The organism is Streptomyces sp. AHU1 (assembly GCF_045343905.1).
GTDB classification, from domain to species: domain Bacteria; phylum Actinomycetota; class Actinomycetes; order Streptomycetales; family Streptomycetaceae; genus Streptomyces; species Streptomyces triticiradicis.
In genome coordinates this window covers 1,112,806-1,129,865 of sequence record NZ_CP174283.1, presented here as the reverse complement: position 1 = coordinate 1,129,865, position 17,060 = coordinate 1,112,806, and the positions used below count along the sequence as shown (strand labels likewise).

General features: G+C 73.0%; 8 protein-coding genes. 7 read left to right on the top strand and 1 reads right to left on the bottom strand.

Annotated features, from left to right (window positions below):
- Positions 1 to 143 precede the first annotated feature (143 nt).
- Positions 144 to 2,954 (top strand): hypothetical protein, encoded by a 2,811-nt coding sequence (locus tag ACICHK_RS05190; protein ID WP_406835915.1) that lies wholly within the window; start codon positions 144 to 146, stop codon positions 2,952 to 2,954.
- 83 nt (positions 2,955 to 3,037) lie between these two features.
- Here ACICHK_RS05190 and ACICHK_RS05185 read toward each other — a convergent pair whose 3' ends face one another.
- The gene (locus tag ACICHK_RS05185) at positions 3,038 to 4,192 is read right to left on the bottom strand and encodes a S1 family peptidase (protein ID WP_406835914.1); all 1,155 of its coding nucleotides are present in this window, start codon (positions 4,190 to 4,192) and stop codon (positions 3,038 to 3,040) included.
- A 422-nt stretch (positions 4,193 to 4,614) separates the two neighbouring features.
- On the opposite strand from ACICHK_RS05185, the gene ACICHK_RS05180 reads away from it, so the two are divergent.
- The 6 genes from ACICHK_RS05180 to ACICHK_RS05155 all read left to right on the top strand — a co-directional run bounded on the left by ACICHK_RS05180 (position 4,615) and on the right by ACICHK_RS05155 (position 16,886).
- The gene (locus ACICHK_RS05180; protein WP_406835912.1) at positions 4,615 to 5,784 is read left to right on the top strand and encodes a serine/threonine-protein kinase; all 1,170 of its coding nucleotides are present in this window, start codon (positions 4,615 to 4,617) and stop codon (positions 5,782 to 5,784) included.
- A 213-nt stretch (positions 5,785 to 5,997) separates the two neighbouring features.
- Positions 5,998 to 9,825: a S8 family peptidase gene (locus tag ACICHK_RS05175; protein ID WP_406835911.1), complete on the top strand. Its 3,828-nt coding sequence runs from the start codon at positions 5,998 to 6,000 to the stop codon at positions 9,823 to 9,825.
- Between the two features lie 130 nt (positions 9,826 to 9,955).
- Positions 9,956 to 11,710, top strand: a complete 1,755-nt coding sequence (locus tag ACICHK_RS05170; RefSeq protein ID WP_151467242.1) for a tetratricopeptide repeat protein — start codon at positions 9,956 to 9,958, stop codon at positions 11,708 to 11,710.
- A 334-nt stretch (positions 11,711 to 12,044) separates the two neighbouring features.
- Positions 12,045 to 13,313 (top strand): family 16 glycosylhydrolase, encoded by a 1,269-nt coding sequence (locus ACICHK_RS05165; RefSeq protein WP_406835910.1) that lies wholly within the window; start codon positions 12,045 to 12,047, stop codon positions 13,311 to 13,313.
- 134 nt (positions 13,314 to 13,447) lie between these two features.
- Entirely contained in the window at positions 13,448 to 14,647 is a 1,200-nt protein-coding gene (locus ACICHK_RS05160) for a glycoside hydrolase family 64 protein (protein ID WP_406835908.1), read from the top strand.
- Positions 14,648 to 14,792: 145 nt separating this feature from the next.
- Positions 14,793 to 16,886, top strand: a complete 2,094-nt coding sequence (locus ACICHK_RS05155) for a SpoIIE family protein phosphatase (RefSeq protein WP_406835907.1) — start codon at positions 14,793 to 14,795, stop codon at positions 16,884 to 16,886.
- The last annotated feature ends 174 nt before the right edge of the window (positions 16,887 to 17,060 follow it).

Genomic DNA, 17,060 nt, shown 5'->3' with positions numbered 1-17,060 from the left:
CTCCTCCGCAAGGGAGTTGAGGCCGAGAAACACCGGTGGCACGAGGCAACCCCCCGGCTTCCTCCTCCGTCCTCGTGGGACGGGGGAGCGCTTCGGGACCGACGGGGCGACGGGGGTGCATGCCGACCAGGAGGAGAAGAACCTTGTTCCGTGTCCGGCGGATAGGGATCGTCGCTGCGGTGTTGCTCGCAGCGGTCGCGGGATCACCAGGATCGACCCAGGCACAGCAGGACATGGCCGGCTCCGCACGGCCCGCGGGATCCGCGCCGGCCGCGGACGCCGACGGCGGACTCCCCGCGGGGTGGAGCGTCACCGGTGAGGGAGCGGCGCGACAGCTGGTCTGGCACTCGGACGAGCCGGTGCCCATCAGCGACTCGGGCGTCGCGTTCTACGCCGGGGACCGGTTCCTCGGCCGGCCCGTCGGGGCGCCGGACGGCCGTTCCTTCCGGCTCGCACTGGGTCCGGCACGGCTCGGGAACCCGTCCGCTCTCCAGGCGCGGACCGGGGAACGGCGCCTGGACGCGGCGGGCACCGGACAGGACCGGCCCGCCGGGCCGGGCCGGCCCGGAGAACGGCACGGACTGTCGGCCCGGCCCGCGACCAGGCTTCCCGCGAACGCCGTCGACCCCGGCAGGCCGGGCTCCTACCGGACGGCCACCGGCGACTACCGGCTCCCCTCGGTCCGCCTGCCCGGCCTCGCCGCGCGCGTGGAGATGCGCGCCGTCGTGGTCGCGCCCACGAACGCCCCGGGACACCGGCCGCTGGCCCTGTTCCTGCACGGCCGCCACGCCACCTGCTACGGCCGCGGCGACGACACGAGCGGCGCGTGGCCCTGCCCCGCGGGCACCCGGTCCGTCCCCAGCCACCGCGGTTACCTCGCCGACCAGGAACTGCTGGCCTCCCAGGGGTACGTGACCGTGTCCATCGCCGCCAACGGCATCAACGGGCAGGACTACGCGGCGGAGGACGGCGGCGCGCAGGCCCGCTCCTCCCTGGTGCGGCAGCACCTGGCCCGCTGGGCCACCTGGTCCGCGCATCCGGCCTCCGCGCCCCCGATCGTGCGGCGGACGGCCCCCGCCGACCTCTCGCGCGTCCTGCTGATCGGCCACTCGCGCGGCGGCGAGGGCGTGAACCGGGCCGCCATGGACAGCCTGTACCCCGCCCCGGCCGACCAGGACGGCTACCACGGGCCGGTGCGCTGGCACATCCGCGGCACCGTCCTCATCGGCCCCACCGTCTTCGGGCACAACCCGACGCCCGACGTGCCCTCCGTGACGATCCTGCCCGGCTGCGACGGCGACGTGTCCGATCTCCAGGGCCAGATGTACGCGGACGCGACACGCGGGGTCAGCCGCGGAGCCGCCCTGCACAGCGCCGTCTACATGGTCGGCGCCAACCACAACTTCTTCAACAGCGAGTGGACACCGGGTCAGGCCCAGGCACCGGCGGAGGACGACTTCTGGAGCGGGGACGAGCGCGACCGGGTGTGCTCGCCGGGAACCGGCACGCGATTGACGGCCCGTCAGCAGCACACCGCCGGCGCGGTCTACATCGCCGCCGCCGCGCGGCTGTTCGTCGCCGGTGACGACCGCGTACGGCCGCTGCTCGACGGTTCGGGGCGGCGCGCGCCCTCCGCCGGTCCCGTGCGGGTCCTCACCCACGCGGTCGGCGGACGCCGCGCTCCGGCGTTCCTGCCGGACGGGCGGGTCAGCGTCGACGGCGGCAGGCTGTGCGAGGAGGTGACCGACGTCGTGTCGGCGGCCTGCCTCGGCTCCGGCGGGAGCGGGGTCTCGCCGCACTTCGTCCCCTGGGAGGCGTCGAAGGAGCCGGGCCGGCGTGCCGTGGCACTGCGGTGGTCGGCCGCCGGCTCCACGGTCCGGGTCCGCTCGGCGGGGCCGGTCTCGATCGCCGGCTCCCGGGCCCTGGCGATGCGCCTGATCGTTCCGCCGAACACCAGGGACACCCGGCTCGACGTCGGACTGACCGACACCTTCGGCCACCGGGCGACCCTGGGACGCGTTCGTCTCGACGGCCTGCCCGGAACCGACCGCACCGCCTCCTACTGGGGACAGGAGGTCCGGCTGCCGCTGGCCGCCGCCGTCCGCGCGGGAGTCGACCTGCGCCGGCTGAAGTCCCTGGAGATCGTCCCGCGCACCGGCTCCGGGCGGGCGTGGCTCGTCGACTCGTGGGGATGGCGCGCCGGAACTCCCGCCGTCCGGGCCGCGGACCTGGCACGCGTCGACATCGGCCGGCTGACCGTCGAGGAGGGCGGCACGGGCGTGCGGACCTACCACGTGCCGGTCAAGGTCACCGGCCGCGGGAGCGGACGGGTCCGCCTGTTCGTCGCCGACCCCGGCACGGGCCGGACCACCTCGCGCGAGGTGACCGTGACCCCCGGTGGTCCGGTCCCCGACGTGCGGGTGGAGGTCCAGGGCGACACCCGCTACGGCTACGACGTGTCCCACGACGTCTTCGTGAAGGCGGTCCGCGGCGCGGTGGCCGGTGCCTACCGGGGCGGCGTCACGGCGCGGAACGACGACCCGGCACCCACCGTCGGGGTGACCCCGGCCTCCGCGAGCGCCACCGAGGGCGGGAAGCTGACCTGGCGGATCACCCTCTCCGAGGCGGCCGACGTGGAGATCTCGGCCGACGTCGCCGTCCTGCCCGTCACCTCCGGCACGGAACTGTCCACCACCGACGTCGATCCCCGGTGGCTGGAGGCGAACTCGGGAGAAGGGCCGCTGCCGTCACGGCCGCTGTCCCGGCTGCGCGGACTCTCCCTGTACGCCGACGTCCCGCCCGGCCGGACGAGCGTGGAGATCACCGTTCCCACGGTGGCGGACACCGTGACCGAGCCCGCGGAGACGGTGCGGCTGCGGCTGCGGGTCTACGACGAGAGCGGTACGCGGCACGACGGGCCGGAGTTCACCGGCACGGTGCGCGACCCGGCGTAGCACCTGCCGCCGACCCGCGCGCCGGCCGGCTCCGGACCCCTCGGGGCCCTCGGCCGGCGCGCGGGCGGACAGGCGCGTCCGGTTCAGGCGGTGTGCAGCCGCAGCCCGTAGCGGTTCAGGATCTCGTTCACGGGCTGGTACCAGGTCTGGCCCCCGCTGCTGCAGTTGCCCCAGCCGCCGGAGGTGACGCCCTGCGCCTGGTCACCGCTGATGAACGAGCCGCCCGAGTCGCCGGGTTCGGCGCAGACGCTCGTCTTGGTCATCTGGTGCACCGCGCCCTGGCTGTAGTTGACGGTCTCGTTCTTCGCGAGGACGGTGCCGCAGTGCCAGTGCGAGGTCGAACCGGAGCGGCAGATCGACGCTCCGACGGGGGCTTCGGCCGACCCCCGGACGAGCTGGTCGGAGACGGTGCCCCAGCCGAGGACGACGGGTACGGTCCACCAGCCGCTGCCCACGTTGACCCAGGCGTAGTCGTTGTCCGGGAACGAGGAGCCCTGGAAGGTGCCGATGTAGCTGCCGTCCCAGCCGCGGACGCCGGCGCCCGGCTGGGCGCAGTGCCCGGCGGTGACGAAGCCGCCGTACACCGAGAAGCCTATGGAACAGCGGACGTTGCCGGTGTAGTAGGGGTCCCCGCCCACCGTGCCGGCCGCGAACGTCCTCGGTGCCTCGTCGGTCTTTTGCACGGCGACGGGACCGGCCGCCCGGGCACGGGTGACGAAGGCCCGGACATCGTTGTCGTCCTGGTGCGCGGACACCACGTCGACGACCACCGAGTTGGCCCTGGGGTCGACGTGCCAACCGCCCACGCCCGCCGGTGCGTCGAGCGCGTCGAGGCGCGCCATGGCGGCGTCGAGCTGTCGCCGGCTGTGTTCGACGAGGGTGACGCGCGCCCCGGTCGCCTCGACGGCGTCGCGTGCGGCGGCTTCGGTGACGGCCACGACGAGCCTGCCGCTCCCGGCGTCGAACCAGGAGCCCCCGTAGGAGGATCCGGCCGCGTGCCGGGCGGCGGGCTCGATGCCGCGTGCGGCGGCTTCCCGGGCGAGCCGGGTGATCGCCTGCTGTCTGGTGAGTCCGAGGTCGTGCTGCATGGCCGAGACGAGCGCCGAGGAGGCGGGGGCCCGGGACGCCGTGGCGGTGAGGGGGGCCTCGCCGGCGGCGGCCCGGGTCAGGCCGAGCGTCGTGGCGCAGGCGAGCAGGCCGGCGGATAAGGCGATGCGCAGAACTGTGGTGCGTCTCACGGTGGTTGCCTTTCGTCGATCCGATGGTCGGTGAGTGGGGCGAAGGGCAGGAGAGAGCGCTCTCAGAGTTGCGTGAAAGAGGGTAGTGTCAGGTTCCGACCAGGTCCATACCAAATGCGGAGGCTGCTCGGTCGGTTCGTGTCCGAAGTGCGGGGGGTTCTCGTGGTTCACGGCCGTCGGGAAGCCCTTCCGCACCCTGTCCGGAGGGTCCCGGGGTGGCTCCCGGAGTCACGTTCGGTCAGCGTCCGATGGCGTACCGAAGGGTTCTCCGCGATCTTGAGGCCTAGGGTGAACAGCGTCTGATCACTGCCTCGTTGGCAGTAGGCTCGACCTGCTGCGGCGCCCCGATGATCACTCATGCTCGGTAGGGCATCGAGCCGTGGTGACCGACGGGAACCCAACAGTGTGAGGATGAAGCACAAGTGCTGATAGCGGGGCGGTATCGGCTGCAGACCACTCTCGGGCGGGGCGCGATGGGGGAGGTGTGGCGGGCCTACGACGAGATGATCGGCCGGTCCGTGGCCGTGAAGCTGCTCCTCTCCCAGGACGCCGACCCGACGGCGGCGGCCCGGTTCCGTCTGGAGGCCCAGACCGCGGGCCTGCTCAACCACCGCCATGTGGTGGGCGTCCTGGACTTCGGGGCCTACGACAACCGGCTGTTCCTCGTGATGGAGCTGGTCGAGGGCGACAGCCTCGCCGGTGTCCTCACCGGTGCCGGCAGGCTCCCCGCCGACCGGGTCGCGCGGATCGCCGCCGAGGCCGCCGCGGGACTGGCCGCCGCGCACCAGCAGGGCATCGTGCACCGGGACATCAAGCCCGGCAACCTGCTCCTGGACGCCGAGGGGAGCGTCAAGATCGGCGACTTCGGGATCGCCCGTTTCATGGACGACCCGGCGGGCGGTCTGACCGCGACCGGGCAGATCGTCGGCACCAGTCTGTACCTGGCTCCCGAGCGGGCCCTCGGCAAGACCGCCGGGCCGCCCTCCGACATGTACTCCCTGGGCTGCGTCCTGTACCAACTCCTCACCGGCCGACCGCCGTTCCAGGCGGGAAGCCCCGTCGCGGTCCTGCACCACCACCTCGACACCGCCCCGACCCCGCCGCGGGAGCTCGGCGCCGACCTGCCGCCCGCCTTCGAGAACTACCTGCTCGGCCTTCTCGCCAAGCAGCCCGAGGACCGGCCCACCGCGCTCCAGGCGGCCGCCTGGTACGGCTCGGGTGCCTGGCGGGGGCGCCCCGAGCCGCTTCCGGCCGCGATGCCGGAACCGGGACGGCGCCGGCAGGACGTCAGGGCCGCGGGCCCCGCGACCACGTACGCCCTGCCGTCGGTGGTGAGGGACACCTCGGGCGGCGGTCACCGGTCGCGCAGACGGCAGCGTTCCTCGGGAGTCTCCGACCTCCTCGCGGACCGGAGGAGGATCGTGGGAGCGGCCGCCGGAGCCGTGGTCTTCCTGCTGGCGGTGCTCGTGGGCGTGGCGGTGTTCTCGCCGGACAGCAGCTCGGCGGAGACCCCGGAGCCCGGCTCCACCGGAGGGGTGAGCACGTCCTCTCCCGCCGCCACGGCACCGGCCGGCCCTCCCGCCGGTTCGTGACCGGCGGGACGTGGGCCGGGGGCGGCGGGGCGGTCCGGAGCCAGGCCAGGGCGCACGGGCGGGTCGGTGCCGGATGTGGCCGAGGGGGCGGCAAATGAGATAAATCCCCTGTCTTTGTGGGGAGTTCGCCAATCTGGCACATGTGAGACGTGGCGCTTTCGTGCCAGCGCCCGCTGTTCCCTCCGCAGGTCCGGGGCCGATAGAAAACGCTCCATGATCTCCCCCATACCTCCCCGCCGAAGCAGCCGAAGAGCGCTCGCGGCAGCGGTCGGTACCCTCGCGGTCCTGACATCCCTGGCCTGGCCGCCCGGTCTCGCCGTGGCCGACGTCCCGGAAGGAACCGGCGCGGCCCGACTCGCCGCGGCCCGACTCGCCGCGGCCCGACCCGCCGCGTACGCGGGCACGGGGCAGCACACCGTGACGCTCCTGACCGGTGACGTCGTCCGCGTCACCGACGCGGGCGACGGCAGGCAGACCGCGGACGTGACCCGTCCGTCCGGCGCCACCGGCGGCGTGCGCACCGAGACCGTCGACGGCGACCTCTACGTCTACCCGGACGAGGTGCTGCCCTACCTGGCCGCGAACCGCCTCGACAAGCGGCTGTTCGACGTCACCTCCCTCATCGAGCAGGGCTACGACGACGCCCACAGCACCGGCATCCCGCTGATCCTCGGCTACGGACCCAGGACCGCGGCCGCCGACCGGACCGCGCCGGCCGGCACCACCCGGGTGCGCTCGCTGCCCGCCATCCGCGCCACCTCCGTCCGGGCCGCCAAGAAGAGCGCCCGCAAGCTGTGGAAGTCCGTCGCCCCCGCCACGGCCTCCGCCGCGCCCAGGCTCGGCGACGGCCTGTCCAAGATCTGGCTGGACGGCAAGGTCAAGGCCACCCTGGCGGACACCACCGCCCAGATCGGCGCGGCCACCGCCTGGCAGAAGGGCTATGACGGCAAGGGCGTCAAGGTCGCCGTGCTGGACACCGGCGCCGACCTCGACCACCCCGACCTCGCCGGGCGGATCGGCGGGACGCGGAGCTTCGTACCGGGCGAGGCCGTCCAGGACGGCCACGGCCACGGCACCCACACCGCCTCCACCGTCGGCGGCAGCGGCGCCGCGTCCGACGGCGCCGAGAAGGGCGTGGCGCCCGGCGCCGACCTGCTGATCGGCAAGGTGCTCGCCGACAGCGGATACGGCGACGAGTCCTGGATCATCGCCGGCATGGACTGGGCGGCGGACCAGGGCGCCAAGGTCGTCAGCATGAGCCTGGGCACCTCGACGCCCTCCGACGGCACCGACGTGATCAGCCAGGCGGTGAACCGCCTCACCGACGAGACCGGCGCGCTGTTCGTCATCGCGGCCGGCAACTCCGGGGCCGAGAGCACGATCGGCAGCCCCGGCGCCGCCGACAAGGCGCTGACCGTCGCGGCCGTGGACTCCGCCGACAAACGGGCGTCCTTCTCCTCCCAGGGCCCGCGCTACGGCGACTACGGCCTCAAGCCGGACATCTCCGCCCCGGGAGTGAACGTGCTGGCCGCCAAGGCCGGCGGCAGCGCCGCGACCGGCTGGTACCAGAAGATGAGCGGCACCTCGATGGCGACCCCGCACGTCGCCGGAGCCGCCGCGATCCTGGCGCAGGAGCACCCGGACTGGAAGGCGCAGGAGCTCAAGGACGCGCTGATGAGCACCTCCGAGGAGCTCCCGGCGTACACCACCCACCAGGTGGGCAGCGGCCGCGCCGACCTCGCCGCCGCCACCGCCGCGACGGTGACCGCGACGGGCTCGGTCGACTTCGGCATCGACTCCTGGCCGCACGCCGACTCCAAGGCCGTCGACCGCACGGTGACCTACCGCAACTCCGGTGACGAGCCGGCGGAGCTGCACCTGTCCCTGAACGCCGCCGTCACCGGCGGCCCCGTCGACACGAACCCCACCGCCGACAAGGGCAAGCCCGCCCCGGAGGGGATGTTCACCCTCTCCGCCGACACCGTGACCGTGCCCGCCCACGGCACCGCGACCGTCACCGCGACCGCCCGGCCGGGCCTGGGTGCCGACGGCCGTCGCTACCTGGGCCAGATCACCGCGACGGACGGCTCCGGCGCGGCGCCGGTCCGCACCCGGTTCGGCCTGTACCGGGAGGACGCCCGCCACGACCTGCACGTCACCCTGAAGGACCGTTCCGGCAAGCCGGCCGCGGGCTGGGTCGAGATCCAGCGCCTCGGCAGCACCGAGGACCCGTACGCCGCGACCATTGACGACAGCGGCGAGGTGAACCTGCGCCTGCGCGAGGGCACCTACAGCCTCCTGACGTACCTGGACGTGGCCGGCAGCCACGGCCCCGACTCGGTCGGCATGGCGGTGATGGGCGACCCGGAGGTCGTCCTCGACCAGGACCGGGACGTCGATCTCGACGCGAGCCGCACCCGTGAGGTCACCGCCGAGGTCCCGCGCAGGACCGAGGACCGGTCGCTGTCCATGAACTGGTACCGCGCGGACGGCCAGGCGAGCAACGCCTGGGGCGTCGGCGTCGTCGAGGTGCAGTACCTGCTGAACGCCTACTACGACAGCATGTTCGTGCTGCCCACCCGCAAGGTGACCCAGGGCACCTTCGAGTACGAGACCCGCTGGCGCAAGGCCCTCCCGCTGCTCACCGTCACCGACGACGGCAAGCCCGTCCGGGTCATCGGCCAGGCACGCACCGCCCTGTACGACGGGAGGAAGCGCCTGGAGGCGGTGTACGCGGGTACCGGCACCCCCGCCGAGTACACCGGGCTGAACGTCAAGGGCAAGGTGGCGCTGGTGACCCGCGCGGACGCGCTCACCGGCGCCCAGCGGGCGCAGGCGGCGGCCGACGCCGGGGCCGCGCTGCTGCTCGTCGTCAACGACGAGCCGGGCAAGCTGATCGAGTCCGTCGGCACCTCCGCCGCCAACAGCGCCGTGCCCGTGTTCTCCCTGACCGCCCGCGACGGGGCGCCGCTGATCGCCGACGCCAGGCGCGGCCGGCTGCGGCTGGACGTCGAGGGCGTGCCCAACTCCCCGTACGTGTACGACCTCTCCGACCCGCACCCGGGCCAGATCCCGTCCACCGGGCTCACCTACCGTCCCCGTCCGTCCGAACTGGCCACGGTCGAGATGCGGTTCCACGGCGCCACCACCACGCCGAGCGGCGAGTGGCGGTCCGGCTTCCGTCCGTACCGCAAGTACGGCTCCGGTTTCCTGCTGCGCCAGGACATGCCCGGCACCCGCACCGACTACGTCTCGGCGCAGGAGGGGACGCGGTGGGTGGAGAGCCAGGGCACCGGGCCGGGGGTGCTCCTGTCGAGCCAGAGCACGCGCACCGCGTACAAGCCCGGCTCGTTCCAGGTCCGCAACTGGTTCAAGCCGGTGACGCGCCCCGCCAACGGAGGCACCTACTGGTGGTCGCAGCGGCAGAAGACCTCGCTCGCGTTCAACATCCAGCCCTGGTCCGACAGCGGTGAAGGCCACGGCGGAGTCATCCAGAGCAACGGTCCGGCGAAGGTCAGCCTGAAGGTCTACCAGGACGGCACCCTGCTCAAGACCTCGAACACGTCGGCCGCCAACTTCACCAACCCGCCGGCCGTCCCGTCGGTCTACACCCTCGACATGACCGCCGAACGCGACGCGGACACCTACCGGCTGTCCCCCCGCACCCACACGGTGTGGCAGGTCGAGTCCGACCCGGTCACCGACCCGACGGTGATCGACCGGGTGGCGGTGCTGCAGATGGACTACGACGTCGTCACCGACCTGGCGGGCGACGCCCGTGGCGGCCGCCAGACGCTCCGGCTCACCCCGCACCACCTGGACGGCGCGGCCGGCGCCGGGAAGATCCAGGGCGCGACGCTGTCGGTGTCGTTCGACGACGGTGCCACCTGGAAGCCGGTCAGGACCACCGGCAAGTCCGGTACCTGGACCGCCCGTTACCTGGCCCCGCACCATGGCTACGTGTCACTGAAGGCCGAGGGCTGGGACGACGCGGGCAACCGCATCGACCAGGAGGTGATCCGCGCCTACGGGCTGAGGTAGCCCGTGTGCGGAGGGCCCGGAGGGCTCCCGGACCGCGGCGAGGACGGCGCCCCGTCCTCGCCGCGGTCCGGGCAACCAATACGGGTGCTCGGTCGTCCTTTGGTCAAGGATCCCGGAACGGGAGGCGCCGATGGGCCTGGTGCGTGCACTGCTGCCGTTGTCACGTGCGGCGGCCCGGCTCGGCCCCGGCCCGGGGCGGCGGCTGCTCGGCGCCGCGCTGACCCGCTGCCTGGCGCCGGGCTGGGTGCTGCTGCGGCCGCCCCCGGCACCGCGCCGGCTGGCCTGGGCCGAGGAGGCGACGGCCGTGTACCGGGCGCTGGCCGAGACGGAGGGCGCCCGCCCGCGGGACCGGGACCTGCTGGCCCGGAGTCTTGTCTGGCACGCCTACACGCTGGTGCTCGTCGGCCGCTGCGAACAGGCGTACACGGTGCTGGACGACTCCTCGGCCGTACCGGGCGCGCGGTGGCCGCCGGCGCAACGGGCCCTCCAACTGCATCTCCGGGCACAGGCGTTGTTCGGCCTGGCACGGCTGGACGAAGCGCTGGACTCGGCGGGGGAGGCCGTGGCCGCGTACCGTCGTCTCGTTCCCACCCGCCGGGACCGGACCCTGGGGGGTCTGCCGGGCGCGCTGCGCACCTACGCGCTGGTGCTGACCGCCCTGCGCCGCCCGGAGGAGTCGGTGGCCGCCTACGAGGAGTGCGTCGGGCTGTTACGGGACATGTCCATGGGTGAGTTGAGCCACGCGATCCTGGTGCGCGTACGCGCGCTGTGCGAACTCACCTCCGGCCTGGAGGCGTTGGGCCGGTACGAAGAGGCGCTGTCCGTCGGCCGGGAGGCCCGGGACGCCGCGGACCCGGTCATGGTGCGGGTCGCGCCCGAGATCGTACGGCCGTTGAGGGTGAGGCTCTTCGCGGACCTGGCCCGCTGTCTGGAGGTCACCGGGGACCTGGCGGCGGCGCGGACGACCGCCGCGGAGGCCGTGGCCGAGGCCCGGGCCCTGGCGGGCCGGGACCGGGCGGTGGGTGAGCCGCTGCTCGTCATGGCGCTCGACCGTCTCGGCGACCAGCTCGGTCAACTGGGTGACCGGGCGGCGGAGTTGGCCGTACGGCGGGAGCTGGTGGACCTGTCCGCCGCCCTCGCCTCCGAGCGGCCGGACGTCTGTGACCCCCTCCTCGCCGTCTGTCTCGAGCGGCTGGCCGACTGCCACGAGGCGTCGGGCGACCGTCGTGACGCGGTCCGGGCGGGTGAACGCGCCGTGGCCGCGTACCGGCGTGCGGCCGCCCTCGACCCTCCGGTGCACGAGCCGCAACTCGCGCGCGTGCTCGCGGACCTGAGCCGGCTGCGGCAGGACGACGGAGACCTCGACGGCGCGATCGGGGACGCCCGGGAGGCGGTCGCCCTCACCCGGCGTCTGGCCGAAGCCGACTGGCCGGTCCACCACGCCCTGACGGCCGGGCGTCTTCGGGTGCTCGGCCGTGCCCTGCACCGTGCCGGCGATCACGGCGCGGCCGTCGCCTGCTACGCGGAGTCGGAGGCCATCCTCGTCGACGAGTCGGCGGATTCCGGGGCCGGCCGGTACGCGGAGTCCCTGGCCGCCGCGCGGTCCGGTCTCTCCCTCGCGCTCGACGCGGAGGCCCGCGCCCACCTGGCCGAGGGCCGTGCCGACGACGCGGTCGCGGCGCTGCGCTCCCTGCTGGCGCTCACCCGCCGCGCCGACGGGACGCACGTCCACGCCCGCTGTGTCACCGCCTTCGCCGACACCCGCGCGGAGTACCGGGACACGGTCGTACCCGCCTGGACCCGGGCGACCGGACAGGACTTCCCCACGTTCGTGTACCGTCCGTCCGGGACCGTGAGCGGGGAGCGACCGCCGGGCGGGAACTGAGTCCCGGCGGCCGATCGGGCGGATCCGCGACAGACCGGACGGATCGAGCCCCGAAGCGGAACGCTCCTTCTTAAGTGCGGGTTAAACACGTCTTAAACAACTGTGGGCGTCATCCGCTTCATCAAGTAACCGCAGGTCAGGGCGATTTGGGGCGCGTCGGCGGCAGTTGGTCTCCCCGTGACTCGTGCGTAGCATCGGGGCCCACCGGTACGGACCAGTACGGACAGAGAGCGCTCTCAAGGACGGAGGGCCGCTCTCCCCGCTCGCGCAGCGGGCGTGGTCGCCGTGCCGGTTCACGCTCCCCCACAGCCGCACAGACAAGGGGTGTCCAGCCATGGCTGTTCATCGCGCACGCAGATGGTCCCTCGGCGGGCTGGCGCTGCTGCTCGCCGCCGGTGCCGCCGGTGGTGTCCTGTTCACCGCCACGGGCCCCGCCGCGAACAGGGCCAACGCGGCCCCGGCCGTCCAGACCTGGTCCGACGAATTCGACGGAGCCGCCGGAACCGCGCCGGACTCCGCCAAGTGGACCCTGGAGACCGGTGGTTCGGGCAACGGCAACCACGAGCTGCAGTACTACACGAAGAGCGCCGACAACGTTGCCCTCGACGGGAACGGCCACCTGGTCATCACCGCGCGCAAGAACGGCGACAGCGGGCTCCAGTGCTGGAACGGGACCTGCCAGTACACCTCGGCCCGGCTCAACACCGCACGGACCTTCACCCAGGCGTACGGCCGCTTCGAGGCCCGCATCAAGGTGCCGCGCGGACAGGGCGTCTGGCCCGCCTTCTGGATGCTGGGCGACGACCTGGGCAGCGCGGGCTGGCCGAACAGCGGCGAGATCGACGTCATGGAGAACATCGGCAAGGAGCCCGGCACGGTGCACGGGACCATCCACGGTCCGGGGTACTCCGGTGCGGGCGGCATCGGCGCCGCGTACACGCTGCCGAACGGCAAGGCCTTCGCGGACGACTTCCATGTCTTCGCCGTCGACTGGAGCCCCACCGCCATCACCTGGTCCGTGGACGGACAGACCTACGAGACCCGCAAGCCGTCCGACGTGAACGGCAACAAGTGGGTCTACGACCACCCGTTCTTCGTCATCCTGAACCTCGCGGTCGGCGGCGACTGGCCCGGCAGCCCGGACTCCGGCACCTCCCTCCCGCAGAGCATGACCGTCGACTACGTGCGGGTCACCGCCGCGGACACCGGCAAGCCCGCCGCCGGGACCGGCGCCATCAAGGGCATCGGCGGCATGTGCGTCGACGTGGCCGGCGCCTCCGGCGCCGACGGGACGCCGATCCAACTGCACGACTGCAACGGGGCCGACGCCCAGAAGTGGACCGTGGGCGCCGACGGCACCGTACGGGCCCTCGGCAAGTGCCTCGACGTACGGGCCGCCTCCACCGAGAACGGCGCCCCGGTCCAGCTCTACGGCTGCAACGGCACGAAGGCGCAGGCGTGGAACCTCACCTCCGCCGGTGACCTGACGAACACCGGCTCGGGCAAGTGCCTCGACGCCAAGGACAACTCCTCGGCCGACGGCACCCGGTTGCAGATCTGGACCTGCGCCGGAACGGCCAACCAGAAGTGGACGCTCGGCTGACCGGTCGTCACCCGGCCCGGCGCGGACGGCCCGCCGCCCTCGGACACGGCCTCGGCCGGTCCTTCCGGCGCCCGCCCTTCCCGCCATCCCCCCACCGCCTCCCAGAGGCACGAGCACCAAGGAGCACAGAACACATGACGCCTCGTCACCAGCGGAACCTGACCCGCCGCAAGGCCCTGTTCGCCCTCGGCGGCGCGGCCGTGGCCGCACCCGCCATCGCGGCGATCGCGCCGTACGCCATGGCGGGCCAGACGGACGCCTCCACCAAGGCCGCCACGGGCTCGCTCCCGCTGACGATCGTCAACAACAGCGGCTCGTTCGGCAACGGCTCGGTGCACGTGTACATCGTCGGCAACCAGGACGGGAAGCAGGTCCGCGTCACCCAGGACGGCAAGCTCGCGCCCGTCTCCCTCTCGGACAACGGCGCCGACGGGTTCACCGACTACGCGATTCCCCTGGCCGGCGGCGGGGAGACGCGGATCGACCTGCCGTTCATGTCGGGCCGCATCTACGTCTCGCTCGGCGCGAAGCTGAAGTTCAAGGCGGTCCAGGACGGAAACGGCAACGCCGCTCTCCAGTTCCCGGCCGGCTGGGTCAAGTCCGACCCCAGCTTCGGGGTGCTGCACGACTGCGCCGAGTTCACCTTCAACTCCGCCGGCATGTTCTGCAACACGACCATGGTCGACATGTTCAGCGTGCCCATGGACATCCGGCTGGACGGGAGCAGGCAGCAGACCATCGGCACCATCCGCGACGGCGGACGGGCCGCCGCCTTCGCCGCGATCAAGCAGAACGAGGACTTCGCGCCCCTCGTGGTGGACGACCTGCGCATCATGGCGCCCGGCCACGGTCTGGACGCCGGACTGTTCGCCAAGGACTACTTCGCCCCGTACATCGACGAGGTGTGGAGCACCTACACGGGCAAGGATCTGACCGTCAAGACCAACGCGGGCACGTTCACCGGCCGGGTGCGCGGGGACAGGTTCACGTTCGACGGACCCGCCTCCGTCTCGTTCGCCAAGCCCTCCACCCGTGACGTCCTGTTCTGCGACGGCAACCTCGCCGCGCCCAACGACGGCACGACCGGACCGGTGGCCGCCGTGCTCGGCGCCGGGTTCAACCGCTCCACCCTGCTCAGCAACCCGGCGCAGCCGACCACCTCCGCGGCCGACTTCTACCGGACCGAGCTGACCAACCACTACTCCAAGGCCATCCACGCGGCCACCGAGGACGGCAAGGCCTACGGTTTCGCCTTCGACGACGTCGCCGACTTCGCCTCCTTCATCCAGGACAACGCACCGACGGCGATCCGCCTGACCCTGTCGGCCTTCTAGGGCCCCTGTGCCCCGCCCCGCCCCGCCCCGCCCGGCGCGGGGCACCCGGTCCGGCGGCGCTCCGGTCGCGCGTCGTCGGTGAGCGAATATGGTGGAAGCCTGACAAACCGGAATGTATAGGTGGTAAACGGCCTACGGAAGTGTCATGGGTGCATCGCTGGGCGGACGTGGCCGACTGGACGCGGAGCTGGACAAGGCCGTTCTCGGGGCACTCTTCTCCGAGTCGACCGTGGGTCTGCACGTCCTCGACACACAGCTCCGTCTGGTGCGCTTCAACACGGCCGCCCGCTACGTCAAGGCGTTCGCCCTGGAGGAGGCCCTGGGGCGTCATCCGAGGGAGTGGGCGGGCGACTTCTACACCGGGAACTATGAGAAGATCCTGCTCCAGGTGCTGGACACGGGCGTGCCGGCGCTGGACGTGGAGGTGCGGGGCCATCTGAGTCCCGACCGGCCCGAGCTCGTGCTGTCGCTCTCCTGCTTCCGCCTGGAGGACTCGGCCGGCGGCGTCCTGGGGCTCGCGACAGCGGTCGTGGACATCACGGAGCGGACCCGGGCGGCGGCACGACTGGCCCTGCTGGAGCGGGCGGGCGGGCGCATCGGCACGACGCTGGACATCTTCCGCACGGCGCAGGAGTTCGCCGACGAGATGGTTCCCGCGCTGGCCGACACGGTGGTGGTCGAGGTCCTGGACTCCGTCCTGCGGGGCGAGGTCAGCGCTCCGGGCACCGCCATGGAGTACGGGGCCCTGCGGTGCACGAGCCGCCGTTCCACCGCCCTGGACGCCGAGCGGTACCTTCCTTCCATCGGTGAGGCCGTGGGCCTCTCCTCGGCGACACCTTTCACGCAGTGCCTGTCCGACCTCCGGCCGCGCATGGTCGAGCACCTGGGCCCGGACGCGGACTGGCTGAAACGGGAGCCGGTGCGAGGACGGCGCCTGACCGAGGCGGGGGCGCATTCGCTGCTCGTGCTGCCGCTCACCGCCCGCGGGGCCGTGATCGGAGTGGCCCACTGCTACCGGGACCGCACTCCGCACTCCTTCGACGAGGGCGAGCTCGCGCTGGCCGCCGAACTCGCCGACCGCGTGGCCCTGTGCCTGGACAACGCCCGGCTGTACGCCAGGGAGCGGTCGGCCTCCCGCGTCCTCCAGCTCAGCCTGCGGCCGGCCCGCGTCCTCGGACACGACGCGGTGGAGACCGCCTACAGCTACCATCCGCTCGGCGCGGGCGGGGACTGGTTCGACGTGATCCCGCTGTCCGGGGCGCGGGTGGCCCTGGTGACGGGCGACACGGCGGGCCGGGGCCTGGAGGCCGCCGCCACCATGGGCGAGGTGAGGGCCGCGATCAGCGCGCTGGCCGTCCTCGACCTGGCACCCGAAGAGGTCCTGGAACGGCTGCACGCCCTGGTGACCCGGCTCCACGGGGAACGGCTGCGGCGCGCGGACGCCATGGCGGACGACGGGCGCCAGGACACCACGTGCCTCTACCTGGTCTACAGCCCCGTCACCCGCCGCTGCGCGGTCGCCAGTGCCGGGCATCCGCCCCCGGTGCTCGCCCGGCCCGACGGGACCGTCGAGTACGCCATGGTGACCGCCGGGCCGCCGCTGGGCCGCGGCCTGGCGAAGTACGGAACCGCCGAGTTCGACATCGCCGAGGACAGCGTCCTCCTGATGTCCAACACCGCCATGCTGCGCGCCGTCTCGGACGACCCGGACGAACAACTGAGCCGTATCGGGGACGCGTTGCTGCCGATCGGCCGGCCGCTGCAGGAGATCTGCGACGAGGTGCTCTACAAGCTGACACCGGAACAGATGGAGAACGACGCCGTCCTGCTGCTGGCCCGCACCCGGAGCCTCGGGCCGGACAAGGTCGCGTCGTGGACACTGCCCAACCACCCGGCGTCCGTCTCCGAGGCCCGCACCCGCACCGAGCGCGCGCTGGCGGACTGGGGGCTGGAGCCGCACGCCTTCACCGTCACCCTGGTGGTCAGCGAACTCGTCACCAACGCGGTCCGGTACTCGGACGGTCCCATCGCGGTGCGCCTCATCCTCGACGGACCGTCCGTCGTCTGCGAGGTGACCGACGACAGCAGCACCGTGCCGCACCTGCGGCACGCCGAAGAGGTGGACGAGGGCGGCCGGGGCCTCTACCTCACCTGGCAGGTCAGCCGGCGCTGGGGGACCCGGCCCGAGTCCCGCGGCAAGACGATCTGGGCGGAAGTCGCCCTGTCCGAGGACGGGTGAGCGCGTCGGCCGTCCCCGCCCGGACGGCCGTCCGTTACGCTCGCAGCGCCACACCGGGCCCGAGGACACGGAGGGCAGGACAACGGGGATCAATCGCGAGCGCCTCGTCCGGACGCTGACGTTCTGGCTGCGCCCCGCCTTCGCGCTGCGGGTCGTCAACCGGTTCCAGAAGAT

Coding starts and splice junctions, on each gene's coding strand:
- ACICHK_RS05175 (WP_406835911.1), top strand. CDS start 5,998: ATGATCTCCCCCATACCTCCCCGCCGAAGCAGCCGAAGAGCGCTCGCG.
- ACICHK_RS05170 (WP_151467242.1), top strand. CDS start 9,956: ATGGGCCTGGTGCGTGCACTGCTGCCGTTGTCACGTGCGGCGGCCCGG.
- ACICHK_RS05165 (WP_406835910.1), top strand. CDS start 12,045: ATGGCTGTTCATCGCGCACGCAGATGGTCCCTCGGCGGGCTGGCGCTG.
- ACICHK_RS05160 (WP_406835908.1), top strand. CDS start 13,448: ATGACGCCTCGTCACCAGCGGAACCTGACCCGCCGCAAGGCCCTGTTC.
- ACICHK_RS05155 (WP_406835907.1), top strand. CDS start 14,793: ATGGGTGCATCGCTGGGCGGACGTGGCCGACTGGACGCGGAGCTGGAC.